This window comes from Nocardioides sp. zg-1230 (assembly GCF_013155335.1).
Classification (GTDB): Bacteria; Actinomycetota; Actinomycetes; order Propionibacteriales; family Nocardioidaceae; genus Nocardioides.
The window spans coordinates 452290-476688 of record NZ_JABJQZ010000001.1 but is presented as its reverse complement, the minus strand read 5'-3'; the positions used below and the strand labels follow the sequence as shown (position 1 = coordinate 476688).

General features: G+C 72.6%; 25 protein-coding genes. 18 read left to right on the top strand and 7 right to left on the bottom strand.

The genetic code is table 11. From position 1 onward, the window contains the following. Window position 1: 1 nt before the first annotated feature. The 3 genes from HOO61_RS02325 (at window position 2) to HOO61_RS02315 (ending at window position 2725) form a co-directional block, all read left to right on the top strand. A complete protein-coding gene (locus tag HOO61_RS02325) occupies window positions 2-1567 on the top strand; it encodes a long-chain fatty acid--CoA ligase (protein ID WP_172256560.1) in 1566 nt (521 codons plus the stop codon). Beyond that, window positions 1567-1752, top strand: a complete 186-nt coding sequence (locus HOO61_RS02320; RefSeq protein WP_172256558.1) for a hypothetical protein — start codon at window positions 1567-1569, stop codon at window positions 1750-1752. The genes HOO61_RS02325 and HOO61_RS02320 overlap by 1 nt, the downstream gene beginning before the upstream one ends. Window positions 1753-2023: 271 nt before the next feature. Continuing rightward, the gene (locus tag HOO61_RS02315) at window positions 2024-2725 is read left to right on the top strand and encodes a hypothetical protein (protein WP_172256556.1); all 702 of its coding nucleotides are present in this window, start codon (window positions 2024-2026) and stop codon (window positions 2723-2725) included. A 59-nt stretch (window positions 2726-2784) separates the two neighbouring features. Here HOO61_RS02315 and HOO61_RS02310 read toward each other — a convergent pair whose 3' ends face one another. After that, complete coding sequence (locus tag HOO61_RS02310; protein WP_172256554.1) at window positions 2785-3609, bottom strand: DUF72 domain-containing protein; 825 nt, start codon at window positions 3607-3609, stop codon at window positions 2785-2787. 138 nt (window positions 3610-3747) lie between these two features. Here HOO61_RS02310 and purS point away from each other — a divergent pair, with 138 nt between their 5' ends. From purS to HOO61_RS02295, 3 genes are read left to right on the top strand one after another with little or no spacing between them, the layout of a single operon-like run. After that, window positions 3748-4032 (top strand): phosphoribosylformylglycinamidine synthase subunit PurS, encoded by a 285-nt coding sequence (gene purS, locus HOO61_RS02305; RefSeq protein WP_172256552.1) that lies wholly within the window; start codon window positions 3748-3750, stop codon window positions 4030-4032. Then, complete coding sequence (purQ, locus tag HOO61_RS02300) at window positions 4029-4697, top strand: phosphoribosylformylglycinamidine synthase subunit PurQ (RefSeq protein WP_172256550.1); 669 nt, start codon at window positions 4029-4031, stop codon at window positions 4695-4697. Before purS ends, purQ begins: the two co-directional genes overlap by 4 nt. Further along, window positions 4694-5149, top strand: coding sequence for a DUF3817 domain-containing protein (locus HOO61_RS02295; protein ID WP_253941953.1), 456 nt, complete (start codon window positions 4694-4696; stop codon window positions 5147-5149). The genes purQ and HOO61_RS02295 overlap by 4 nt, the downstream gene beginning before the upstream one ends. A 37-nt stretch (window positions 5150-5186) precedes the next feature. On the opposite strand, the gene HOO61_RS02290 is transcribed toward HOO61_RS02295, so the two are convergent. The 3 genes from HOO61_RS02290 to HOO61_RS02280 form a co-directional block, all read right to left on the bottom strand. Next, a complete protein-coding gene (locus HOO61_RS02290; RefSeq protein WP_172256548.1) occupies window positions 5187-6569 on the bottom strand; it encodes a glycoside hydrolase domain-containing protein in 1383 nt (460 codons plus the stop codon). Between the two features lie 113 nt (window positions 6570-6682). Beyond that, window positions 6683-7078: a hypothetical protein gene (locus HOO61_RS02285; protein ID WP_172256546.1), complete on the bottom strand. Its 396-nt coding sequence runs from the start codon at window positions 7076-7078 to the stop codon at window positions 6683-6685. Window positions 7079-7088: 10 nt separating this feature from the next. Next, window positions 7089-8183: a hypothetical protein gene (locus tag HOO61_RS02280; protein WP_172256544.1), complete on the bottom strand. Its 1095-nt coding sequence runs from the start codon at window positions 8181-8183 to the stop codon at window positions 7089-7091. A 169-nt stretch (window positions 8184-8352) separates the two neighbouring features. Between HOO61_RS02280 and HOO61_RS02275 the strand changes: the two genes are divergently transcribed. The 4 genes from HOO61_RS02275 (at window position 8353) to HOO61_RS02260 (ending at window position 12751) form a co-directional block, all read left to right on the top strand. Next, window positions 8353-8706, top strand: coding sequence for a hypothetical protein (locus HOO61_RS02275; protein WP_172256542.1), 354 nt, complete (start codon window positions 8353-8355; stop codon window positions 8704-8706). A 1-nt stretch (window position 8707) separates the two neighbouring features. Continuing rightward, window positions 8708-9952 (top strand): hypothetical protein, encoded by a 1245-nt coding sequence (locus HOO61_RS02270; protein ID WP_172256540.1) that lies wholly within the window; start codon window positions 8708-8710, stop codon window positions 9950-9952. A 60-nt stretch (window positions 9953-10012) separates the two neighbouring features. Continuing rightward, on the top strand, window positions 10013-12310 hold the full coding sequence (gene purL / locus HOO61_RS02265) for a phosphoribosylformylglycinamidine synthase subunit PurL (RefSeq protein ID WP_172258102.1): 2298 nt from the start codon (window positions 10013-10015) through the stop codon (window positions 12308-12310). A gap of 237 nt (window positions 12311-12547) precedes the next feature. After that, the gene (locus HOO61_RS02260; RefSeq protein WP_172256538.1) at window positions 12548-12751 is read left to right on the top strand and encodes a hypothetical protein; all 204 of its coding nucleotides are present in this window, start codon (window positions 12548-12550) and stop codon (window positions 12749-12751) included. A 223-nt stretch (window positions 12752-12974) separates the two neighbouring features. On the opposite strand, the gene HOO61_RS02255 is transcribed toward HOO61_RS02260, so the two are convergent. Together HOO61_RS02255 and HOO61_RS02250 are read right to left on the bottom strand one after the other, a co-directional pair. Next, entirely contained in the window at window positions 12975-13724 is a 750-nt protein-coding gene (locus HOO61_RS02255) for an ABC transporter permease (protein ID WP_172256536.1), read from the bottom strand. Further along, window positions 13721-14755, bottom strand: a complete 1035-nt coding sequence (locus HOO61_RS02250) for an ATP-binding cassette domain-containing protein (RefSeq protein ID WP_172256534.1) — start codon at window positions 14753-14755, stop codon at window positions 13721-13723. Before HOO61_RS02250 ends, HOO61_RS02255 begins: the two co-directional genes overlap by 4 nt. 61 nt (window positions 14756-14816) lie before the next feature. Here HOO61_RS02250 and HOO61_RS02245 point away from each other — a divergent pair, with 61 nt between their 5' ends. Further along, on the top strand, window positions 14817-15773 hold the full coding sequence (locus HOO61_RS02245; RefSeq protein WP_216658519.1) for a YafY family protein: 957 nt from the start codon (window positions 14817-14819) through the stop codon (window positions 15771-15773). A 101-nt stretch (window positions 15774-15874) separates the two neighbouring features. Here the strand turns inward: HOO61_RS02245 and HOO61_RS02240 are convergent, their stop codons facing one another. Beyond that, the gene (locus HOO61_RS02240) at window positions 15875-17125 is read right to left on the bottom strand and encodes an MFS transporter (protein ID WP_172256532.1); all 1251 of its coding nucleotides are present in this window, start codon (window positions 17123-17125) and stop codon (window positions 15875-15877) included. A 67-nt stretch (window positions 17126-17192) separates the two neighbouring features. On the opposite strand from HOO61_RS02240, the gene HOO61_RS02235 reads away from it, so the two are divergent. From HOO61_RS02235 to HOO61_RS02205, 7 genes are all read left to right on the top strand, one after another. Then, window positions 17193-17801: a helix-turn-helix domain-containing protein gene (locus tag HOO61_RS02235; RefSeq protein WP_172256530.1), complete on the top strand. Its 609-nt coding sequence runs from the start codon at window positions 17193-17195 to the stop codon at window positions 17799-17801. Next, the gene (locus HOO61_RS02230; RefSeq protein ID WP_172256528.1) at window positions 17798-18622 is read left to right on the top strand and encodes an alpha/beta hydrolase; all 825 of its coding nucleotides are present in this window, start codon (window positions 17798-17800) and stop codon (window positions 18620-18622) included. Before HOO61_RS02235 ends, HOO61_RS02230 begins: the two co-directional genes overlap by 4 nt. A 9-nt stretch (window positions 18623-18631) precedes the next feature. Then, window positions 18632-18964, top strand: a complete 333-nt coding sequence (locus HOO61_RS02225; RefSeq protein ID WP_172256526.1) for a sterol carrier family protein — start codon at window positions 18632-18634, stop codon at window positions 18962-18964. A 58-nt stretch (window positions 18965-19022) separates the two neighbouring features. Then, on the top strand, window positions 19023-21440 hold the full coding sequence (locus tag HOO61_RS02220; protein ID WP_172256524.1) for a phosphoketolase: 2418 nt from the start codon (window positions 19023-19025) through the stop codon (window positions 21438-21440). 9 nt (window positions 21441-21449) lie between these two features. Next, window positions 21450-22256 carry a GNAT family N-acetyltransferase gene (locus tag HOO61_RS02215; RefSeq protein WP_172256522.1) on the top strand — a complete coding sequence of 269 codons (807 nt, stop codon included), beginning with the start codon at window positions 21450-21452 and terminating at the stop codon, window positions 22254-22256. Window positions 22257-22378: 122 nt separating this feature from the next. After that, window positions 22379-23728, top strand: a complete 1350-nt coding sequence (locus HOO61_RS02210; protein WP_172256520.1) for a dipeptidase — start codon at window positions 22379-22381, stop codon at window positions 23726-23728. 203 nt (window positions 23729-23931) lie between these two features. Continuing rightward, window positions 23932-24399: an SRPBCC family protein gene (locus HOO61_RS02205; protein ID WP_172256518.1), complete on the top strand. Its 468-nt coding sequence runs from the start codon at window positions 23932-23934 to the stop codon at window positions 24397-24399.

The following is a 24399-nucleotide window of genomic DNA, read 5'->3' as shown; positions in this document are numbered from 1 at the left end:
CATGCCGAACCTCTCCTCGCTGCTCGAAGGCTCCGCCCAGGCCCACCCGGACCGTACGGCGGTCGTGCTGGGCGACACCCGCCTGACCTACGCCCAGGTCGACGCCGCCGCCAACCAGGTCGCCAACCTGCTGGTCTCGCGCGGCATCGAGCCGGGCGACAAGGTGGCGCTGAGCTGCCCCAACCTGCCGTACTTCCCGATCGTCTACTACGGCATCCTCAAGGCCGGCGCGACCGTGGTGCCGCTCAACGTGCTGCTCAAGGGACGCGAGGTGGCCTACCACCTCGACGACTCGGACGCGAAGGCCTACTTCTGCTTCCAGGGCACGCCCGAGCTGCCGATCGGTGCGGAGGGCCACGCCGGCTTCGAGCAGACCGACTCGTGCGAGCACTTCTTCGTCATCACCGCGGACCCGAGTGCGGAGTCGCCCATCGAGGGCACCGAGACGCTCGGTCAGGCCCTGAAGGGGCAGTCGCCGGTCTTCGAGTCGCGCGAGGTCGACGGCGACGACACCGCCGTCATCCTCTACACCTCGGGCACCACGGGCCAGCCCAAGGGCGCCGAGCTGATGCACCGCAACATGATCTCCAACGCACTGGCCAGCGACGCCCTCTTCGGCGCCGACAGCGACAACCCCGACACGCTCCTGTGCGTCCTGCCGCTCTTCCACTCCTTCGGTCAGACGGTGATCATGAACGCCGGCTTCGCCTTCGGCGGGACCGTCGTGCTGCTGCCGCGCTTCGAGGCCGGCCCGGCGCTGACGCTGATGGAGCAGGAGGGCGTGACGTTCTTCGCCGGCGTCCCGACGATGTACTGGGGGCTGCTCGGTGCGCTCGACGACTCCGGCGTGGACGTGAAGAAGGTCGCCGACCAGGTCCGGGTGGCCGTCGCGGGCGGCTCGGCGCTGCCGGTGGAGGTGCACAAGGAGTTCGAGCACCGCTTCGGCGTGACCATCCTCGAGGGCTACGGCCTCTCCGAGACCTCGCCGGTCGCCAGCTTCTCCGTGTGGGGCGAGCCCGTGCGCGTCGGCTCGATCGGCAAGCCGATCCCCGGCGTCGAGATGAAGCTGATCAACCCCGAGCCCGGCGTGCGCGAGGACCTCGGCGACGGCGACGACGTGGTGGGCGAGATCGCGATCAAGGGCCCCAACATCATGAAGGGCTACTACGGGCGCCCCGACGCGACCGCCGAGGCCATCGTGGACGGCTGGTTCCGCTCCGGCGACCTCGGCCGCAAGGACGCCGACGGCTGGTACTACATCGTCGACCGGTCCAAGGACATGATCATCCGCGGCGGCTACAACGTGTACCCGCGCGAGATCGAGGAGGTCCTCCTCACGCACCCCGACGTCTCGCTCGCGGCCGTCATCGGCGTGCCCCACGAGAGCCACGGCGAGGAGATCAAGGCCGTGGTCATCCGCAAGGACGGCGCCACCGTGACCGAGGACGAGCTCGTCGCGTGGGGCAAGGAGCAGATGGCCGCCTACAAGTACCCCCGCATCGTCGAGTTCGTCGACGCGCTGCCGATGACCGCGACCGGCAAGATCCTCAAGCGCGAGCTCGCCTGATGCGCGCACTCGGCATCGCGCTCGGCGCGATCATGGTGGTGACGGGCGCCATCTGGACCGGCCAGGGCCTCGGCTACATCGAGGGCAGCGCGATGACCGACCAGAGCATCTGGGCGATCATCGGCCCGATCCTCGCCGGCTTCGGCGTGGCCCTCGTCATCGTGGCGGCGCGCCGGCGGGAGTGACGTACGCCGTCCCGTTGGGGAACCAGGTGCAGGGAGATCTTCGCGATCCGCCTGCTTCTCGTTCCCCACGGGCCGTCGTCCACAGGTTCTGGCTCACAGGCGTACGCCGCGGCCGCCGGGGCATGCGTGAGGCATGTCCGACTTCCATCCGTGCTGCGTGCCGCCCACCGGGCTGGTGCGTCCGGTCCGCGCCGATCCCACGGGGTGCGCGGGTCCTCCCCGCGGCACTGCGTCGGGACCTCGCTGGCGTACCACCAGCTACGGACTGGTCGTGCCGGCGGACGTCCCGCTGACGGTCGAGCAGCGCATTCTCGAGGCAGCGACGCGACTCACGCCGGGCGGCATCCCGTGCGCTCCGTCCGAGACCGCCCTGCTGCACGAGCTGCGCCGGGCGACCTCCGCGCGCCGCGCCGGCGTCGCGGTCGACATGGCGCTGGCAGCGGGGGTCGTCGACCTGGCCCGGTTGCGGGAGGCGGCGCGCGGTCGACGACGCCTGCCGGCCGTGGCGTCGTACGCCATCGAGCGCGCCTGCGCCGAGTGTCGTTCGCCCAAGGAGTCGGAGATGCTGCAGGTCTGGGAGGGAGACCTCAGGTTCCCCCGACCGCTCATGAATCGTGAGGTGATCGACCTGTCCGGTCGCGTGATCGCGGTCGTCGACCTGGTGGAGGACGCGTCGGGCACCTACGGTGAGTACAAAGGCGCCGCGCACCGCAGCCGTGACCGGCAGCGTCGCGACGAGGCGCGCGCCGCAGCGCTGCGTGACGTCGGCCTGGAGGGTTTCGTGATCGTCGCGGGTGACAGCGAGCGAGTGTGGCGCCAGCGCATGCAGTCGGCCCGCTCGCGTGCGTCGTGGCTGCCGGCCGGCGAGCGGCCGTGGCGGCTGGGTCGGTTCGTGCCCGCGCCGCCGCTCGCGCATCCGGACGAGGCTGTGAGCGACGCGATGATGCTCGACCACTACAGGTCCTTGGAGTGAGTGGGGAACCAGATACAGGCTCAGCACGCCGATCGGCCTGCATCTCGTTCCCCAGCAGGTCACGCCGGGCCGACCCCCAGCCGCTCCTGGAGCGCGATGGCGTCGAAGGGGGCGTGCACCTTGGCGTCGTTGTCGAAGTAGACGTAGACGTCGAGCCCGTCGGCCTCCCAGCCACGCACCTTCTCGGCCCAGTGGTCGAGGGCGGCGGGGGAGTAGCCGCTGGCGTAGAGCTCGGTGTCCCCGTGGAGCCGGACGTAGGCGACGCCGCTCGTCACCTCGTCGAACATCGGCCACGTGCCCGCCGAGTCGGCGACCACCATCCCGATGTCGTGGGCGCGCAGCAGCTCGCAGAACTCGGGCGTGCGGAAGGAGGGGTGCCGGACCTCGAGCACGTGGTGCAGCGGCCGGTCGACCGGCGTGGCGGTGTCGGCGGGCTCCTTGAGCTTGCCCGCGTCGTGGTGCGCGACGGCGTACGACGACGCGGCGGAGGTGGTGCGCGGCAGCAGGTCGAAGAACGCGGCGAGGCGGTCGGGGTGGAAGCCGAGGTTGGGCGGCAGCTGCCACAGGACCGGCCCGAGCCGTTCGCCCAGCGACAGCACCCCGGAGGCGAGGAAGGTGCCGAGCGGCGCCTCGACGTCGTTGAGCTTCTTCATGTGGGTGACGAAGCGCGGACCCTTGACCGCGAAGACGAAGTCCTCGGGGACCTGCTCGGCCCACGACCGCCAGCTCGACGGCCGCTGCAGGGAGTAGAACGAGCCGTTCACCTCGACGGTGGTGAGCCGCTCGCCCACGTAGGCCAGCTCGAGGCGCTGCGGCAGCCCGGCCGGGTAGAAGTGGCTGCGCCAGCCGGCGTACCGCCAGCCGGAGATGCCGATCCGTGCCATGTGAGCTCCCGTCGCCGCGTCGCGCCGTCACCCCTCGCGTACCCGGTCCGTCCACCGTCATGCCCGCCGAGCGCCCTCGCACGACGGCTCACTAGAATCGGGACCGCCCGCCCCACCCTGTCACCCAGGAGCATCCCCGTGGCCCGAGTCGTCGTCGACGTCATGCCCAAGCCCGAGATCCTCGACCCCCAGGGCAAGGCGGTGCTCGGTGCACTGCCCCGGCTCGGGTTCGACCTCGTCACCGACGTCCGGCAGGGCAAGCGGTTCGAGCTGCAGGTCGACGGCGAGATCACCGAAGCGGTGCTCGCCGAGATCGAGAAGGTCGCCGGCACGCTGCTGTCCAACCCGGTGATCGAGGACTTCGAGGTCCACGTCGAGGAGCACTCGGTCGCCGAGGTCGCGCACGAGGCCGGCCGCGCATGAAGGTCGGCGTCGTCACCTTCCCCGGTTCGCTCGACGACGTCGATGCGCGCCGCGCGGTCACCATCGGCGGCAACGAGGCGGTCGCGCTGTGGCACGGCGACGACGACCTCAGGGGCGTCGACGCGGTCGTGCTGCCGGGCGGTTTCTCGTACGGCGACTACCTCCGCTGCGGCGCCATCTCGCGCTTCGCGCCCGTCATGACGTCGGTCGTCGAGGCAGCCGGCAAGGGCCTGCCCGTGCTCGGCATCTGCAACGGCTTCCAGATCCTCTGCGAGTCCCACCTGCTGCCCGGCGCGCTGATCCGCAACGACCACCGCAAGTTCGTCTGCCGCGACCAGCGCCTGCGCATCGAGCGCGTCGACACCCCGTGGACCTCGGCCTATGCCGCGGGCGCCGAGGTCACGATCGTGCTCAAGAACGGCGAGGGCGGGTTCGTCGCCGACGAGGCGACCCTCGACCGGCTCGAGGGTGAGGGCCGCGTCGTCGCCCGCTACCTCGGCGACAACCCCAACGGCTCGCTGCGCGACATCGCCGGCATCTCCAACGAGCGCGGCAACGTCGTCGGCCTGATGCCCCACCCCGAGCACGCGGTCGAGGACCTCACCGGACCCGGCACCGACGGGCTCGGCTTCTTCACCTCGCTCGCCGAGAAGGCCTTTGCATGAACGACCGCATGAGCCCGACCCGTCTCCACCGTCTCGTCGCGCGCGCCGAGGCCGTCACCTGGGCGCTGCTGCTGACCGGCATGTTCCTCAAGTACGTCACCGAGACCACCGAGCTCGGCGTGCAGGTCTTCGGCATGGTCCACGGCGTCGTGTTCATCGCCTACTGCCTCGTGACCGCACTGCTCTTCGTCGACCAGAAGTGGCCGGTCAGCCGCCTGGCGCTGGGCCTGGGTGCGGCCGTGCCGCCCTTCGCCACCGTCCCCTTCGAGCGGTACGCCGAGCGCGCGGGGCTGCTCGGCGACGCCTGGCGCCTGCGCTCCGACGCGCCGCACGGCCTCCTCGAGAAGCTCACGGCCTGGCTGGTCCGCCGTCCGGCCCAGGGCGCGCTCGTCGGCCTGGTCGCGGTCGTCGGCCTGACGGGCGTGGCGCTGGTCGTCGGCCCGCCCGTCTGACGTCTTCGTCGGGCGCCGGTAGGAGAGGCGGCGGCGGTCAGCGACCCTGCTGCAGCTTGTTCCAGGTCTGCCGCGTGGCGACGCCCGAGACGCCGATCCCGAGCCGCTTCTGGTAGGTCCGCACGGCCGCCTCGGTCTTGGCGTCGAACACGCCGGTCGCCCGGAAGCGCCCCGCCCCGGCGGCGTTGAGGGCCCGCTGGAGCCGGTGGACCGACTCGTCGACCGACCCGCGCTTGAGCGTCGTACGGGCTCCGGCGGCGAGCAGCGCGGTCCAGTGCCGCTTGGAGAAGGTGTCGCTCGGGGTGAACTTGCGGGCGGACTGCCAGGCGCGGGCCGCCGCGACGGTGGGGGCGTCGTACGACCCGTTGACCGGGCCGGAGTAGGTGCCCTGCTCGGTGAGCAGGCACTGCAGGACCTTGACCCTGGTCGCGCGGGCGGAGGTGGGGGAGAGCTTCGGGTACTTCCAATAGCCCAGCCGGGTGCCGGGGCAGCGGCCCTCGGGCCGGGGCTGCGAGCCGGCGCCGAGGTCGATGAAGTTGCTGTCGATGTTGATCGTCACGCCGCCCCACGTCTCGTTGTGGCCGCCGAGGTACTGCTTCATCCGGCCACCGGGACGCCAGCCGTCCTCGGGGATGTACGTCGTCGAGGTGTTGGCCGCGCCGTCCCAGCGGGCGATCCAGATGCGGTCCGGGAGGGCGAACTGGCCGGGCCGCAGCCGGCGCGCGTCGTCGAGCATCTTGATGCCCGAGCTGGCGCTGGAGTAGAAGCCGGCGGTGTAGCCGAGCACCTTGATCCGGGTGACCCACGCGGAGGTGAAGACCAGCGCGGACTCGCGGCAGTGGGTGTCGCCGAGGTTGAAGCCCTCGAGGTCGTACCAGATGGTGCTGCCCGCGCCGATGCCGTACGACGCCGCGTCGGCGGCGTTCTTGTCGGCCTCGGCCGCACCCTGCGCGGCGGCCGTCGCATAGCCCCCGGTCGGGCTCGGGGAGATCTTGAAGTCGTCCTTGTAGCGCGGGAACCGCGGCTGGCAGGAGGCCTGCGGGCCGAGCGCGATCGGCAGCAGCCGCCAGCCGCGCGCGACCTGGGTGGCCACCCAGGTGGGGCTGAGGTTCGGCTGCGTGCGGCAGGCGCGGGAGTCGCCGGAGATGTAGATGCCGACGGCGGTGAACGGAGACTTCTTCCACCAGGCGTCCATCGCCGACTGGGTCGGGGCGACGCACTGGTCGAAGCCGTAGCCGGTGAAGTCGCCCGGGGTGGCGAGGGCGATCTGGCGCTGCGAGGCGAGCTTGCGCGCCTGGGGCGCGGTCTCGTCCGCCGTCGCGGGAGCGGAGCCGACGAGGGGCGCGGCGAGCACCAGCGCGAGGGCGGCGGTGATGGTCCGGAGCGACGTACGAGGTCGGGGCTGGCGGGCGCGGCGCATGGGTGACTCCGAGGCGGGGAAGGGGCGGGACGCGGGTCAGGCGCACCCAGAGAACCACACGAGTCACACGCGTAACAGACGTTCGCCAGAACTACAGGTCTGTAGTTCGACCCTCAGTCGCTCGGCGGCACGTCGTCGAGGAGGAAGTTGCCCTTGGCCTCCTCCTCCTCGATCAGCTCCTCGAACGCGAGCGCGATGTCCTCCTGGTGCTCGTCGACCATCCGCGTCAGGTGTCCCTGGAGCAGTGCGCCGTTCGGCGACTGGCCCGAGAAGACCTGCTCCCACGAGTCCTCGCCGCGGCGGATCCTCTCCACGAGGGCCTGCATGTCCTCACCCAGCTCGCCCGACTCCGCCTGCTCCTCGAGCGCCTGCTTCTCCTCGTCGGTGAGCAGTGGCCGCTTCTCGAGCTCCTCCACGGCCGCCGTGAGGTCGGCCAGGCTGGAGGTCAGGTCCTCGCGCGCGGCGCCGATCGCCGCCAGGATCTCGGCCTGGCTGCGGGGGTCGTTCATGGTGCGGAGGCTAGGCGCTGGCGGGCGCGGGTGCCACCGGTGCCACCGGAGCGGGGCGCTCGCCGACGGTCGGGGTGGCGACCGTGCCGGGGTCGCGCGTCATGCTGCCCGGCGTACCGGTCGAGACCGCCACGCCGGGCGTGGACACGGGCACCCGGTCGCCGTCGAAGAAGCTCTTCACCGTGGTGATGAGCGAGCCCACCTGCTTCAGCATGTCGATGAGCCTCATCAGCGCCTGGTAGCCCTTCATCACGGCCTGGAACGCCTGGAAGACGGCCTGCACGACGCGCGCCCAGCCGACGCCGGGGATGCTCATCGTCGCGAGCGCGGCGGAGACGGTCTGCACCGCCGCCTTCACGCACTGCACCACCGCCAGCGCGGTCTGCCACGCGTCGCGGCAGACCTGCACGACGGTCTGGCCCACCTGGACGAGCTGGCCGGCCTGGGCGTCGAGCGAACCGACCCACGCGCCGATCTGCCTGACGGCCGCGTCGGATGCGCCGCCCTGCCACGTCTGCGAGATCGTACGGCTGCCGCTCTCGAGGTTGGACGCGACGCCGCGCACCGCCTGGCCGAGCGCGCCGAACGACGAGCCCTGGCTGGAGGCGCCGACCACGTCGCCGCCGATCTTCTCGGCGAGCTCGGCGCGGATGTCGAAGCCGGTGAGCATCCGCACCAGGTCGCACACGGTGTCGTAGGGGAAGCCGAAGCTGACCTGCGGGAGGCCGCTCTCGGTGGGGCCGGCCCGCCGGATCGTGGTGTCGGCGACGTCCCAGAAGCTGCTCGAGCCGTCGCGGCCGTCGACGCCGACGGCCTGGTGGCGACGTACGACGCCGTCCTCGGTCAGCGTGAAGTCGCGGGCGGTGGCCCGCAGGGCCTCCGCGTGGTCGCGCATCCCGGTGCCGTTGTCCTCAAGCGACTGGTGCACCGACGGGAGGAGCGCGTGGTAGGCGCCCATCATCGTCTCGAGGATGGGACCGAAGTCGGTCTGGACGAGCGCGTGGCCGCCGTTGCGGGCGATGCCGGCCAGGTCGTCGCTCGCGCGCTGGACCTGCGCGGACCAGGCGTCGAGCTCGGAGAGGTCGACGGTCATCACGGCGTTCATCGCGGCTCCTGCGGTGTCCGAGAGGGGGCTTGCCCGTCGACGTTCCCCGTCCGGACGCCCCCGAAACCGCTCGTCCCCATCCTTTGCCCACAGGGCGCTCATGGTGGTGTTTGGCTCCCGACGGCGCGGGTATCCCGCAGAGGTGAGCGCAATCGGCAGACGACCCCTGATGCAGGTCGAGCCAGCCAGGCTGGTCGAGCTGGCGGGCTCGTCCGAGCGCATCCTCGACGGGCTGAGGCACGACTGGGCCGACGCCGTCGACGAGCTCGCCGGGGCGTGCGCGGCCCTCGGTGACGCGGCCGGGACCGCCAACCTCGCGGCGTCGTACGCCGATGCGTTGGCCGACGCCGACGCGGTCCTCACCTCGCTGGCCGGGGCCCTCGAGCTCGGCGTGGCGGGGTTGGTCGACGCCGCCCGCGACGCCCTGCGCGCCGACGACGTCGTGGCTGCCGAGCTCGGCCGCGCCACGCACCTGCTGGGCGAGGGTCCCTCCGGGACGCGGCCGGGGTCGGGAGGTCGCTGACGTGCCGGCCAACCCGTGGGAGCTGCGTGCCGACGTCCGGCCGCTCGAGGCCGCCGCCCGACGGTGGACCGAGGTCAGCGCCCTGGTCTCGCGTCGCGGCGACGAGCTCGTCGACGCCGCGCGGCGCGCGACCGAGGGGTGGGACGCGGCGTCCGCCGAGAGCTACGAGCAGCACCGCAGGCAGGTGCTCGACCGGCTCGACCGCTTCACCACTCTCGCCGACCTGGTTGCCGACTGCCTGCGCGCGGCGGCCGAGGTGATGACGTCGTCGCAGAAGGAGCTCGACCGCGCCTGGACGACGGTCGCGATGGTGCCCCACGAGGTCGTCGGCGAGTCACGGCACCTCGTCTTCAGGCCCTCCGAGGACGACGAGCGCGGCAAGGTCACCCGCGGCCAGGCCGAGACCGACGGCATCCGCAGCCGGCTGACGGTGGCGCTCGACCAGGAGAGCGCCCGGCTCCGCTCGGCCCGAGCCGAGATGGTGACCGTGCGCACCGAGCTGATTTCCCTCACCGGCGGCAGCTTCGGGGCGCTCCTCGGCGACCCCGGCGGTCCCGGCGGGACGGAGTCGGGGATCGTCGTCGTCGCACCATCGCCGCAGTCCACCTCCGTGGCCGGCTCGGCCCAGTCCGGGGTCGCAGCACTGCCGCCGCTCGCGCCGATCGCCGGCTCAGCCCCCGACCTGACCGGCCTCTCCTCTGCCGGGCTGACCTCCCTGGCCGCGAGCGCCGCCGGCGGGTCGCGCGGCCGGCGCGACGGCACCCGGCTCCCGGCCGGCAGCGCGCCGCCCATCGGCGGGATGGCGGCCGGAGGCATGGCGGCGCGGGCGGGGACGATGTCGCGCGGCACGGCGAGCGGTCGTGGCGTTCCGGCCCGGATGGCGACCCCGCGGCTCGAGCGGACCGCGGCCGAGGAGTCCGCGGCCCGCGCCGCCCGGGAGAAGGAAGCGGTGCGCGCGGCCAAGCGAGCGGCGCTCGAGGAGAAGCGGGCGGAGCGGGCGGCCCGCAAGGCCGAGCGGGAAGCGGCGCGCGACGCCCAGCCCTCGCGGACCGCGGGCAAGGGGTCCCGCCGCGACGACGAGCACGATGAGCACGGCGAGCACGACGAGGATGTCGATGAGGATGTCGACGAGACCGGGGCGGACGCCGGCGGCGACGAGCAGCCCGACAGCGGCGAGCGGCGCCAGCTCGTACGGGTGGTCCACGAGGCGGCGCCCGGGCGTCCGGTGGGCGACGACCGCCGGTAGATTGGCGCCGTGCCCGACACGAGCGCCGCCCCGCAGTCCCCGTCCCTCGCGAACGCCGGTCTGACGACCTCCGGCGCGACCGGCACCCTCGACACGGTGGCCCTGGCGGCCACCGACGCCGAGCGCGAGCAGCCGTGGGCCGACCTCGGCCTCAAGGCCGACGAGTACGCACGGATCCGCGAGATCCTCGGCCGTCGCCCGACGAGCTCCGAGCTGGCGATGTACAGCGTGATGTGGAGCGAGCACTGCTCCTACAAGTCCACGAAGGTGCACCTCAAGCAGTTCGGTGAGATCCCGCAGGAGACGCCGGTGGGTCCGATGCTCGCGGGCATCGGCGAGAACGCGGGTGTGCTCGACATCGGCCAGGGCTACGCCGTCACCTTCAAGGTCGAGAGCCACAACCACCCGTCGTTCGTCGAGCCCTACCAGGGCGCGGCCACCGGGGTCGGCGGCATCGTCCGCGACATCCTCGCGATGGGCGCCCGCCCGGTCGCCGTGATGGACCCCCTGCGCTTCGGCCCGCTCGACGCCCCCGACACCGCGCGGGTGCTGCCCGGGATCGTGGCCGGCGTCGGCGGCTACGGCAACTGCCTGGGCCTGCCCAACATCGGCGGCGAGGCCGTCTTCGACGAGACCTACGCCGGCAACCCGCTCGTCAACGCCCTCTGTGTCGGCGTGCTCCGCCACGAGGACCTGCACCTCGCCAAGGCGTCGGGGGTCGGCAACCAGGTCGTGCTGTACGGCGCCCGCACCGGCGGTGACGGCATCGGCGGCGTCTCCGTGCTGGCGAGCGAGACCTTCGACGCCCACTCCGACGGCACCGGGGGCCCCGCCAAGCGGCCGAGCGTCCAGGTCGGTGACCCCTTCATGGAGAAGCTGCTCATCGAGTGCACGCTCGAGCTCTTCGCCGTCGGCGTCGTCGCCGGCATCCAGGACCTCGGCGGCGCCGGGCTCTCCTGCGCCACCTCCGAGCTGGCGTCGGCCGGCGACGGCGGCATGTACGTCGAGCTCGACCGCGTCCCGTTGCGCGACTCGACGCTCGCTCCGGAGGAGATCCTCATGAGCGAGTCGCAGGAGCGGATGATGGCGATCGTCGAGCCCGGTGACGTGGACGCGTTCATGGCGATCTGCGAGAAGTGGGACGTCGAGGCCGTGGTGATCGGCGAGGTCACCGACTCCGATCGCCTGCACATCGACTGGCACGGCGAGCGCGTGGTCGACGTACCCCCGCGGTCGGTGGCCCATGACGGGCCGGTCTACCACCGTCCGTTCGCCCGCCCCGACTGGCAGGACGCCCTCCAGGCCGACGGCGCCGAGTCGCTCGCGCGGCCGTCAAGCGGCGCGGAGCTGCGCGAGACCCTGCTCCGGCTGGTCGCCTCGCCCAACCTCTGCGACAAGTCGTGGATCACCGACCAGTACGACCGCTACGTCCAGGGCAACACGGTCCTGGCCCAGCCGGCCGACTCCGGCATGGTGCGCGTCGACCCCGAGACCAACCTCGGTGTCTCGGTCTCCACCGACTGCAACGGTCGCTTCGCCAAGCTCGACCCCTACGCCGGCGCCCAGCTCGCGCTGGCCGAGTCCTACCGCAACGTCGCCACCGGCGGCGCGCGCCCGCTCGCGGTCTCCGACTGCCTCAACTTCGGTTCGCCCGAGGACCCCGACGTGATGTGGCAGTTCGCCGAGGCGTGCCGCGGCCTCAAGGACGCTTGCCTCGAGCTCGGCATCCCGGTCACCGGCGGCAACGTCAGCCTCTACAACCAGACCGGTGAGACGGCGATCCTGCCGACCCCGGTCGTCGCCGTCCTCGGCGTCATCGACGACGTCACCCGGCGTACGCCGACCGGCTTCGGCGCCGCCGGCGAGCGAGTCTTCCTGCTCGGCGAGACCCGCGAGGAGCTCTCCGGCTCGGAGTGGGCCCACGTCGTGCACGGCCACCTCGGCGGGCTGCCGCCCCGCCTCGACCTCGCGGCCGAGCAGGCGCTCGCCGCTCTGCTGCACGACGCCGCCCGCGACGGCGTCGTCACCAGCGCCCACGACCTGTCCGACGGCGGCCTGGCCCAGGCCCTCGCCGAGTCGACCTTCGGCTCCGGTGTCGGGGTGTCGGTCTCCCTGGCCGCCGTCGCCGACGACGCGTTCGTCGCGCTCTTCTCGGAGTCGACCGCCCGCGCCCTGGTGACGCTCACCGACGACCAGGCCGACGCCCTCGTCGCGCTCGCCCAGCGGCACGGCGTACCCCTCACGCCCCTCGGGCGCACCGGCGGCGACACGATCTCCGTCGAGGGCGTCTTCGACGTCCCGGTCGCGGAGGCCAGGGCGGCCTGGCGCGCGACGATGCCGGCGGCCCTCGGCTCCTGACAGCCGCTGGTGGAGCAGCGAGCGCCAGCGAGCGTGTCGAGACCATGGCCACCGCGGAGCCGTGGCGTCACCTGGTGACGTCAGGACTCCGCACTCCGTGCGCCGGATCCCAGGGGTGTGTCGGCGGGTGTGGATGGTCGCTGGGGGTCCCGACCGCTCCGGCTCGGCGGAAGCGCTCGGACGACCTCGTCGGAGGTCGACGCGTGACGCCGTTCCCTCACGCGAAGGAGAGGTGCGATGCACACCCGCAAGGTGATCTACGGCGTCCTGGTCGTCATCGGCATCGGCGTCGTGGCAGCACTGCGGCATGCGCGGTACAACGACATCGACGTGCCGTGGTGGGCGTTCCTGCTGGCTCTCCCGCTGATGGTCGCCCTGATCACACTGGACGTGCGCACCCGGAGATCGACGGCCACCGACGGCTCGGAGACGAACGCATGAGTGGGTACCGGGGACGGGAGATCCGCGTCTCGATGAGGGCGAAGGTGCTGGCCGCCTTGGCACTCGGCCTGTTCCTCGTGCCCATCGTCGGCGTGCTGGTCTCCTCGATGCCCTGACCGCGATCTCCGGGCCGGCGAATCCTGAACATGTCAGGCCGTGCACGGGCCGACACCTCCAGCGATCCCCGGCCGGCCGGGGATCGCTGAAGATGTCAGGCAGTCCCTCAGCTCGAGCGGCGCATCGCCCGGACCCCGACGACGAGCCCGAGGGCCGCGACGACGCCGGCGCCGGCGACGCCCTGGGCGACGACGTCGACCGGGAAGGTGCCGGCGAAGAGCGCGCGCACCGCATCGACGACGTACGTCATCGGGTTGAGCATCGAGACCACCTCGAGCCAGCGGGGCGCGCCGTCGACCGGCAGCAGCACGCCTGCGGTGAGGAGGGTCGGGAAGAGCAGCGTCTGCTGGACCGTCCAGAACATCCAGTCCTCGCCCTTCGACACCAGCGCGAGCGCGAACGACAGCGCGCCGACGCCGATGCTGAAGATGGACAGCACGACCGCGGCCGCCAGCACCCCGCCGAGGTGCAGGTCGAAGCTGAACGGCGTGACGACGGCGACGATGATCGCCACCTGCATCAGCATCGGCACGACCTCCTTGAGCGCTCGCCCGACCAGCAGTGCCGGACGGCCGAGCGGGGAGACGAGCTGGCGCTCGTGCGAGCCGGACTGCATCTCCTCCATCAGGTTCGACCCGGTGAAGGACGCGCCCATCAGCGCCGTCATCGCCACGATGCCGGGCACGAACCACTGCAGCGCGGAGCCGCCCTCGGCCATCTCCGGCAGCAACGGCGCGAAGAGGCCGAGGAAGACCAGCGGCTGGATCATCGCGAAGACCACGGCCATCGGCTCGCGCCACACGGGCTTGAGCTCGCGGGTCATCACGTTCACGGTGTCGGCGACGAAGGTGCTCATGCGGCGACCTCGCTCTCGGTCTCGGTGGGGGCGTCGGTGTCGGTGGAGGTGTCGGTGGACTGGGTCTCGCGCAGGCTGCGCCCGGTCAGGTCGAGGAAGACGTCGTCGAGGGTGGGCCGCGCGACCTCCACCCGCTTTGGGGGTACGCCGTCCGCGGCCAGGTCGGCGAGCAGCTCGCCCACCATCGCGGAGCCGTCCATGACCCGCAGGTCGAGCGAGGAGCCCTCCACCTCGACGCGGGCATCAGGCACCCGCTCCGGGCGGGCGGCGGCCCGGGCGGCGTCGGCGGGGGAGCCGAAGCCGAGCCGGACCAGGTCGCCGAGCCCGCTCTTGAGCCGGGCTGCGGTGTCGTCGGCGATCACCCGGCCGTGGTCGACCACGATCACGCGGCCGGCGAGCGCGTCGGCCTCCTCGAGGTAGTGCGTCGTCAGCACGACGGTGCTGCCGCTCTCGGCGTGCAGCCGCCGGATCAGGTCCTGCAGGTTGGCGCGGTTCTGCGGGTCGAGACCGGTCGACGGCTCGTCGAGGAAGAGCACGCGGGGGAGGTGCACGAGCCCCATCGCGATGTCGAGGCGGCGGCGCTGGCCGCCGGACAGCGAGGACACCTTGCGGTCGGCGACCGCGGCGAGGTCGAGGTCCTCGACCAGCTCGGCCGCCCGCCGACGGGCATCGGCGCGGGACAGGCCGTGGGCGTGACCCTGGCTGATGAGCTCGTCGCGGCCGAGCTGGCGGTGCCCCGCCCCGTTGCCCTGGCCGACGAAGCCGATGGCGCGCCGTACGTCGCGCTGGCCGGTGACGACGTCGTGGCCGGCGACGTTCGCCGATCCCGAGGTGGGAGCGATCAAGGTGGTCAGCATGCGCAGGGTGGTCGACTTCCCTGCGCCGTTGGGGCCGAGGAAGGCGACGAGCTCGCCCTGCCCGATCTCGAGGTCGAGGCCCTGCACGGCCTGGACGGTCTGCTTGCGCGACGTGAAGTGGCGGGTCAGGCCCCGCGTCACGATCGCCGGTCCGGTGTGGTGGTGGTAGGTCATGGCTCGACGGTAGGAAGCCATGCGGTCAGTTCCTGTCCGCATTGAGATCTAGTCTGGATCCATGAGCACGAGCGAACGGATGCTGCGGCTGCTGTCCCTGCTCCAGACCCATCGCTACTGGCCGGGTCCGGAGCTGTCCGAGCGGCTCGAGGTCAGCGCGCGCACCCTGCGCCGCGACGTCGACCGCCTCCGCGACCTCGGCTACACCGTCGACGCCGTCCGGGGCGCGGCCGGTGGCTACCAGCTGCGCGCGGGCGGCTCGCTGCCGCCGTTGCTGCTCGAGGACGACGAGGCGGTCGCGATCGCCGTCGGCCTCCGCACGGCCGCGGTCGGCGCCGTCTCCGGCACGGACGACCGGTCGGTGCAGGCGCTGTCCAAGGTCCTCTCCCTGATGCCGCCGCGGCTGCGCCGCCAGATGGACGCCGTCGCCTCCCAGACCGACGCGCCCGGTCCGTGGGAGGGGGCGCCGGTCGTCGACGCGACGGTCCTGACCACGCTCGCGCAGGCCTGCCGCGACAGCGAGCTGCTGCGATTCGACTATGCCGCCCGCGGGGCCGAGGTGAGCCACCGCCGCGTCGAGCCGCTGCGGCTCGTCTCGCTCGGCCGCCGGTGGTACCTCGTCGCCTGGGACCGCGACCGCACCGACTGGCGCAGCTTCCGGCTCGACCGGGTCACCGACCCCGAGCCCACCGGGCAGCGCTTCCGACCGCGCGACCTGCCGGCCGACGACGCCCTCGCCTTCGTGCAGCAGGGCATCCGTCGGATGCCCCAGCGCCACGCCGTACGCGTGCGGCTGGCGATGCCGGCCGACGAGCTCGCCGCGCAGGTGGGCCGCTGGGGGACGGTGAGCGAGGACCCTGACGGCTGCGTCCTGGAGATGAACGTCGACGACCTCGACTGGCCCGTCATGGTGCTGGCCTCCTCGGGCGCGGACTTCGTCGTCGAGTCGCCACCCGAGCTGGCGGACAAGGTCGCTGAGGTCGCCGCCCGCTTCTCACGCTCGCCCCGCCGGGGGTAGTCCAGTGGAGACTGGCTGGCCTGGAGGCTCTTGGGCAGCCATCCCTCACTGGACTACCCCTCGCCGGCAGCCATCCGTCACTGGACTACCCCGACCCGACCTCAGGCCGCCAGGGCGGGCATCGACTCGTCGTGCGTGACCCACTCCGAGGGACGCGGCACGGACCGGATCGACCGGCTGGCGGTGAGCAGCACGGCCAGCAGCGCGCTCGCGACGACCAGGGCGGCGATCGCCGTCGTACCGCCCTGGTGCTCGAGCAGGTAGCCGCCGAGCAGCGGCGCCAGCGGCATGACCGACATCGACGTGAACTGGCTCGTCGAGCCAACGCGGCCCTGGAGGTGTGCGGGGGTGACGGCCATCCGGTAGGAGCTGATGCCGGCGTTGCCGACCGGGTTGAGCAGCAGCAGGACGAACGTGCTCGCGCAGGCGGTCCACACGCTCGACGACAGCGCCAGCGGTACGAGGGGCAGGCAGCACGCCCAGCCGATGAGGACGGTCAGCCGCCCGGTGGGCATCCGGTGGATCAGGCTCGGCGCGAGCGCCGCGCCGAGGATCCCGCCGAGACCCGCAGCCGTCGAGACGAGGCCGATCTGCGTCGCGGGGACGCCCGCCTCGATCATCCGCAGGAGGACCACGAAGAAGATCGCGTTGGTGACGAGGTTGGCCAGCGACGCCCAGAGCATGAGCGTGCGGAAGAACGGGCGCTGCCACATGAAGCGGAAACCCTCGGCCAGCTGGCGGCGCAGCGGCTCCCGCGCGCGGTGCTGCGCTGACAGGTCGGTGCGCACCCGGCTGACCGTCGCACAGGCGACCGCGTAGGTGACCGCGTCGACGGCGAACGGCAGCCACCGTGTGACGGCGTACAGCGCACCACCGAGCGGACCGCCCAGGAGCGAGGCGACGTGCTGGCGGGCCTGGTTCTGGCTCAGCGCGGTCGGCAGGTCGTCGGTGCTGACGACCGATCGGATGGCCGAGAGCTGCGCCGGGTTGAACGCTCCGGCGGCCACGCCGGCGACCAGTGCGACCGCGAGGAGGTGCGGGAGCGTCAGGTGGCCGATCGCCCCCGCAACAGCGAGGGAGGTGTACGCCGCGCAGCCGGTGGCGCTGGAGACGAGCATGATCCGCCTGCGGTCGACGCGGTCGGCGAGCACGCCGGCCGGGAGCAGGGTGGCGCACAGGCCGCCGAGGTAGGCGGCCTCCACCAGGGCGGCGGTGAGCGCCGAGCCACTGAGGGCGTAGGCGATGAGGGGGAACGCGAACATCGACAGCGCGCTGCCGAGCTCGCTGACGGTGTCGCCGATCCAGAGCACGGTGAAGTCGCGGTTGCGGGAGAGCTGTCGGTATCCGGGCATATGCGCACCATATGTTGCGCAAGTGATGTTGCGCAATAGTGCGTGCGCAACTCGGTAGGGTGTCGGCATGGCCGAGCCCGAGCACCTCAGCGACCCGCGCGTCCTCCGGGCCCTCGCCCACCCCGTGCGCGGGCGGATCCTCGACGAGATCGAGGCCACCGGCTCGGTGCGGGCGGCCGATGTCGCGCGCGAGCTCGGCATCCCCGCCAACCAGGCGAGCTTCCACCTGCGCCAGCTGGCCAAGTACGGCCTGGTCGAGGAGGCGCCGGAGGAGGCGCGGGACAAGCGGGACCGGGTCTGGCGCAGCGCGCTCCCCTCCGGCTACACGGTCAGCCTCAGCCAGCTTGAGCAGGCACCCGGGGGCAGGGCGGCCGTGGAGGTCTTCCGGCAGAACAAGCGGGCCTGGGGCCACCACGTCATCGATCGGGCGTTCGCCACCAACCTGCCGAAGGGGAGCGGGCTGTTCTCCTTCGCCGACCACGCGCTGCGGCTCACGGACGACGAGGCCAAGGAGCTGTTCCGGGAGGTGGACGAGCTGGTCGAGGGTTGGGCGGCCCGCACCCGCGGTCGTGACCCCGGGCGGCGCACCTACCTGCTGCTGAGCCTGGTCCAGCCCTACCCGGACGAGCCCGCCGAGCCGACCGGGGCGGACGAGCCGACCGAGCCCGCCGGGTGAGCCGGCCGAGCCGTCGCGCGGTGCTGGCCGCCGGGGCGGTCGGCGTGTCGTCCGCCCTCGCCGGGTGCGCCGACGAGCGGTCCGGCAGGGTGGTGGACGTGCCCAGCGGACCCCAGCGGATCACCTACGGCGACGACCCCAGCCAGTGGGTCGAGCTCCACGTGCCCGACGGCGCCAGCCGGGGGCTGGTGGTCGTCATCCACGGCGGCTTCTGGAAGGCGCAGTACGGCGCGGAGTACGGCGCCCCGCTCGCCGAGGACCTGGTCGCGCGCGGCTGGACCGCGGCCAACGTGGAGTACCGCCGGGTGGGCAACGGCGGTGGGTTCCCCGCCACGCTCGACGACGTCCACGCGGCGATCGGGGCCGTCGCGGCCGACGTCGACGGACCGGTCGTCACGCTCGGCCACTCGGCGGGCGGCCACCTCGCCGTCTGGGCCGGCGGCCGCACCCGCCTCGAGCGGTGGTCCGGCGGACCGCGCGTGACCCACGTGGTCAGCCAAGCCGGCGTGCTCGACCTCCGGGCGGCGGTGGCGGACGACCTCGGTGACGGGGCCGCGTCCGCGTTCCTCGGCGACGCCGACGAGGCGGCGTACGCGCAGGCCGACCCGCTGGGTCAGGTGCCGCTCGACGTACCGGTGTGGGCGGTCCACGCGCGCGACGACGACACCGTCCCGTTCAGCCAGGCCGAGACCTACGTCGACGCCGCGACCGCGGCCGGCGCCGAGGCCACGCTCGTCGAGGTCACCGGCGGCCACTTCGGGGTGATCGAGACCGGCAGCGACGCCTGGGCGGCCTGCGTCGAGGTCCTCGACTCGGTCTAGCCTCGGTCCGTGCCCGCGCGACTCAAGCTCCTCAGCCCCGACCAGCTCGCGACGGCCGAGGCCGCCGGCGACACCCGGGCCCTCGTCAAGCACTACCTCGCCGCGCTCGAGGTGCGCGCCCCCGGCCGCTCGGTCGAGGTCCGGGTGCCGCCCTTCGCCGCCGTCCAGGTGGTGCCGGGCGTGCGCCACACCCGCGGCACCCCGCCGGCCGTCGTGGAGACCGACGCCGAGACGTGGCTCGCCCTCGCCACGGGGCGTACGACGTGGGGTGACGCGCTCGACTCCGGCAGCGTCCTCGCCAGCGGCGAGCGCACCGATCTTTCGCCCTACCTGCCCCTCTGACCCCGGGAGGCCCGAGACGGGGGGTGCCCACCCGCGCCGGTTTCCGGTACGAAGGAGCATGGCGTCCCTCACCGATGACCAGGTCCACGACCTCGATCTCTGGTTCCGCGCGGCCAACTACCTCTCGGTCGGACAGATCTACCTGCTCGACAACCCGCTCCTCGAGCGTCCGCTCGAGCGCGAGGACATCAAGCCGAGGCTGCTCGGCCACTGGGGCACCACCCCCGGCCTCAACCTCGTCTGGACCCACCTCAACCGGCTGATCCGCGAGCGCGACGTCGACGCGATCATCCTGTGCGGCCCGGGCCACGGCGGGCCGGCCGCGGTGGCCAATGCCTGGCTCGAGGGGACCTACTCCGAGGTGTTCCCCGCGATCGGCGACGACCGCGACGGGATGGCGCGGCTGTTCCGGCAGTTCTCCTTCCCCGGCGGCATCCCGAGCCACGTGGCCCCGGAGACCCCGGGCTCGATCCACGAGGGCGGCGAGCTCGGCTACGTCCTCTCCCACGCCTACGGCGCCGCGATGGACAACCCCGACCTCGTGGTGACCGCGGTCGTCGGCGACGGCGAGTTCGAGACCGGCCCGCTGGCGGCGAGCTGGCACGGCAACAAGTTCGTCGACCCGGTCCACGACGGCGCAGTGCTGCCGATCCTCAGCCTCAACGGCTGGAAGATCGCCAACCCGACCATCCCCGCCCGGATGCCGCGCGAGGAGCTCGAGAGCCTGCTGCGCGGCTACGGCCACCACGTCCTCACCGTCGAGGGCGACGACCCCGCCGACGTCCACCGCCAGATGGCCGGGGCGCTCGACGAGGCCCACGACATGATCCGCGAGACCTGGCGTGCCGCCCGTGAGGACGGCGACGTCGAGCGCCGGCCGTGGCCGATGATCCTGCTGGTGACGCCGAAGGGCTGGACCGGCCCCGCGGAGGTGGACGGCAAGCCGGTCGAGGGGACGTGGCGGGCCCACCAGGTGCCGCTGGCCGCGACCCGGGAGAACGACGACCACCGCGCGCAGCTCGAGGAGTGGCTGCGCTCCTACCGCCCCGACGAGCTCTTCGACGACGACGGCCGACCCGTCGAGGCCGTGCGCGCCAATGCGCCCACCGGCACCCGCCGGATGGGTGCCAACCCCCATGCCAACGGCGGCCTGCTCAAGCGCCCGCTGCGGCTGCCCGACTGGCGGGACAGCGCCGTGGAGGTGGAGCGCCCCGGCGCGTCCATCCACGAGCCGACCCGCGTGCTCGGGCAGTGGCTCGTCGGCGTGGTGCGCGACAACGACACCACCTTCCGCATCTTCGGCCCGGACGAGACCGCGTCCAACCGCCTCGACGCGGTCTACGAGGTGACCGACAAGGTCTGGGCGGGTGAGCTCGCCGACGTCGACGAGCACCTCGCCCGCTCCGGACGCGTGGTCGAGATCCTCTCCGAGCACACCTGCCAGGGCTGGCTCGAGGGCTACCTGCTGACCGGTCGTCACGGGCTCTTCAGCTGCTACGAGGCGTTCATCCACCTCGTCGACTCGATGCTCAACCAGCACGCCAAGTGGCTCAAGACCACCCGCGAGATCGAGTGGCGTCCGCGCATCGCGAGCCTCAACTACCTGCTGAGCTCGCACGTGTGGCGCCAGGACCACAACGGCTTCTCGCACCAGGACCCCGGCTTCATCGACCACGTGGTCAACAAGAAGGCGGAGGTCGTGCGCGTCTACCTGCCGCCGGACGCCAACACCCTGCTGTCAACGATGTCGCACTGCCTCGAGAGCGAGCACTACGTCAACGTCGTGGTCTCGGGCAAGCAGCCGAGCTTCGACTGGCTCGACGCCGAGCAGGCCGACCTGCACTGCGCGCGCGGCCTCGGCATCTGGGAGTGGGCCTCGAACGACGACGGCGATCCCGACGTCGTCGTGGCGGCAGCGGGCGACGTACCCACGCTGGAGGCGCTGGCCGCGGTGTCGCTGCTGCGCGAGCACCTCCCCGAGCTGCGGGTGCGCTTCGTCAACGTGGTCAACCTGATGCGCCTGCAGGACCGGCAGGAGCACCCGCACGGGATGAGCGACCGGGAGTTCGACGCGGTCTTCACCACCGACAAGCCGGTGGTCTTCGCCTACCACGGCTATCCGTGGCTGATCCACCGGCTGACCTACCGGCGCACCAACCACGACAACCTCCACGTCCGCGGCTACAAGGAGGAGGGCACGACGACGACGCCGTTCGACATGGTGATGATGAACGACACCGATCGCTACCACCTCGTCATGGACGTCATCGACCGCGTGCCGGGGCTCGGCACCCGCGCGGCCGCCGTCCGCCAGCTGATGGTCGACGCGCGACGCCGCGCGCGCCAGTGGACGCGCGAGCACGGCGACGACCTGCCGGAGGTGCGCGACTGGCGGTGGGACGCCGACGCCGATCCCGAGCGCGGTGACTCGCCCTCGACGACGGCCGACCCCGACACGGGCGCCGACAACCTCTAGCCTGCGCCCATGCATGTGACCTCGCTCGGCTTCCGCACCGACCTCGCCCTGCTGACCGCCTCCGGCAGCACCGTGGAGGACCGCGGCACCCACCTCGTGGTCCGTACGCCGGCCAACCCGACGTACTACTGGGGCAACTTCATCCTGCTCGCCGAGCCGCCCTTCCCCGGCGGCGAGCGCGAGGTGGTGGGGGCCTTCCACACCGAGTTCCCCGAGGCGCGCCACGTGAGCATCGGCATCGACGCCCCCGACCTGTCACCGGAGGCGCGGGCGGCGTTCGAGGCGGCCGGGCTCGTGGTCGACGTGGCCTCGGTGCTCACCGCGTCGTCGCTGCGACCGCCCCGGGAGGTCGACGGCGAGGTGCGCGCGCTGGTGTCGGAGGACGACTGGGAGAGCCGGGCGCGGCTGAGCGCCGCCATCGAGGAACGCGACGACGAGGAGACGCACCTACGGTTCGCGCGCGGGCGCAACGTCCAGGAGCAGTCCCTCGTCGCCGACGGTCGCGGCACCCGCTTCGGTGTCCTCGTCGACGGCGAGGTCGTCAGCACCGCCGCGGTGTTCACCACCGAGCCCGGCGTCGCCCGCTTCCAGAGCGTCGAGACCCACCCCGACCACCGTCGCAAGGGCCTCGCCGCCGCGGCGGTGCACGCGGCCGGGCGCCACGCCCTCGAGCACCTCGGCGCACGCACCCTCGTCATCGTCGCGGACGACGACGGCGAGGCCATCGGGATCTATCGCCGCCTCGGCTTCGCCGATACCGAGCGCCAGCTGATGCTGGAACGCAGGCACGGCGACCGGGCGTCCCTCGACGGCTGACACCGGGGTCTTCGGGCTCGGCTTCGACGCGCGGACGCGACCTCGCGAGCTCGGTCGCGCGCTTGCTCAACCTCCCGACCCACGCCGTGAGCGACTCCGTCGCGCCCGGCTAGGGTCGTGACATGACTGTCGACATCTCCGCCCGCCTCGCCGAGGTCATGCCCGGCATCCGCCGTGACCTCGAGGACCTCGTCCGCATCCAGTCCGTGTCCGCCGACCCGGCCCGCGCCGGCGAGGTCGAGCGCAGCGCCGAGGCCACCCGCGACCTGTTCGCGGCCGAGGGATTCGAGTGCGAGATCGTCCGCGCCCACGACGGTGCACCGCCAGCGGTCATCGCGAAGAAGGCCGGCCCCGAGGGCGCGCCGACGGTCCTGCTCTACGCCCACCACGACGTGCAGCCGGAGAACGACCACGCCGACTGGGACTCCCCGCCGTGGGAGCCCACCGAGCGCGGCGACCGGCTCTACGGCCGCGGCGCCGCCGACGACAAGGCCGGCATCGCGGCCCACCTCGGCGCGGTCCGGATCTTCGGCGACGACCTGCCGGTCAACCTGGTGATGTTCATCGAGGGCGAGGAGGAGGTCGGCTCCGACACCCTCGTCGAGCTGCTCACCACCTACCAGGACCGCCTCGAGGCCGACGTCATCGTCATCGCCGACTCCGGCAACTGGGACATCGGCGAGCCCGCCCTCACCACCTCGCTGCGCGGCCTGGTCCGGATGGACGTCGAGGTCCGCACCCTCACCCACGCCGTGCACAGCGGCATGTGGGGCGGCCTGGTCCCCGACTCGATCATGACGCTGAGCCGCGTCATCGCCTCGCTCAACGACGACCAGGGCGACGTCGCCGTGGCCGGCCTCCACTCCGGCCCCGCCGCCGACGTGGACTACCCCGAGGCCCGCCTCCGTGCCGAGTCCGGCGCCGCCGAGGGCATCGAGTGGATCGGCTCCGGCTCGGTCGTCGAGCGCCTGTGGACCAAGCCGTCGATCAGCATCACCGGCCTCGACGCCCCCAAGGTCGAGGGCGCCTCCAACACCCTCGTCCCGGCCGCGCGCTGCCGCATCAGCATGCGCATCGCCCCGGGCGACACGACCGCCAACGCCGTGCAGTGCCTCCAGGCCCACCTCGAGAAGCACACCCCGTGGGGCGCGACCCTCACGACGACCGTCGTCGACACCGGCGAGGCGACGCAGATCGACGCCAGCGGACCGGCGTACGACGCCGCGCGCGCCGCGTTCGCCGAGGCGTGGGACGGCACCGCGCCGGTCGACATGGGCGTCGGCGGCTCGATCCCGTTCATCGCCGAGTTCCTCGAGGCGTTCCCGCAGGCCAGCGTGCTCGTCACCGGCGTCGAGGACCCCGACACCCGCGCCCACGGCGCCAACGAGGGCCTCCACCTCGCCGAGTTCGAGAAGGTCGTCAAGGCCGAGGCGCTGCTGCTCCGCAACCTCGGCGAGCTGCCCCGCTCCTGACGCCCCCCGTCAGCCGCACCGAGCGGTGCGCCACCCACATGTCGCAGCGCGGAACTGTGGCTGGGCCACCGCTCGCCCCGTCGGCCCCGGCGTGTCGTCGTACGAGCGGTGCTCCACCGACGTTCGCGAATGACTGAACGTGGGTGGACCACCGCTCACCCGGGTGGGCCGCGCGTGGGGGCACCGTCGGTAGCGTGGCGCGCATGGCGACCTTCTATGCCCGCGACCGCTCCTCGGCCGTGCTCCGCTCATCGCGCAGCGAGGTGTGGGCCGCCCTCACCGACGCCGCCCTCATCGCGCAGATGACCCCCTACGTCACCCGCATCGACGTCGACGGCGACCGCTGGACCTGGCGGATGGGCACCATCCCGGTGCTCGGCACCTCCGTGTCGCCCCACTTCACCGAGGTCATGACGTTCGCGCCCGAGGACCGCATCGACTTCCACCACGACCCGGCCCACTCCCACGAGATGACCGCGGTCGAGGGCACCTACCTCCTGGCCGACCACGCCGACGGCGGCACCGAGGTCAGCATCGACCTCCAGATCTCGACGCACCTGCCGCTGCCCGGACTGGCGCGGCCCGCGGTCGAACGCGTCATGGCCGGAGTCGTGAAGCACATGGGCACGGTCTTCTCCCGCAACCTCCTCAAGCACCTCGGCGAGTCCTGA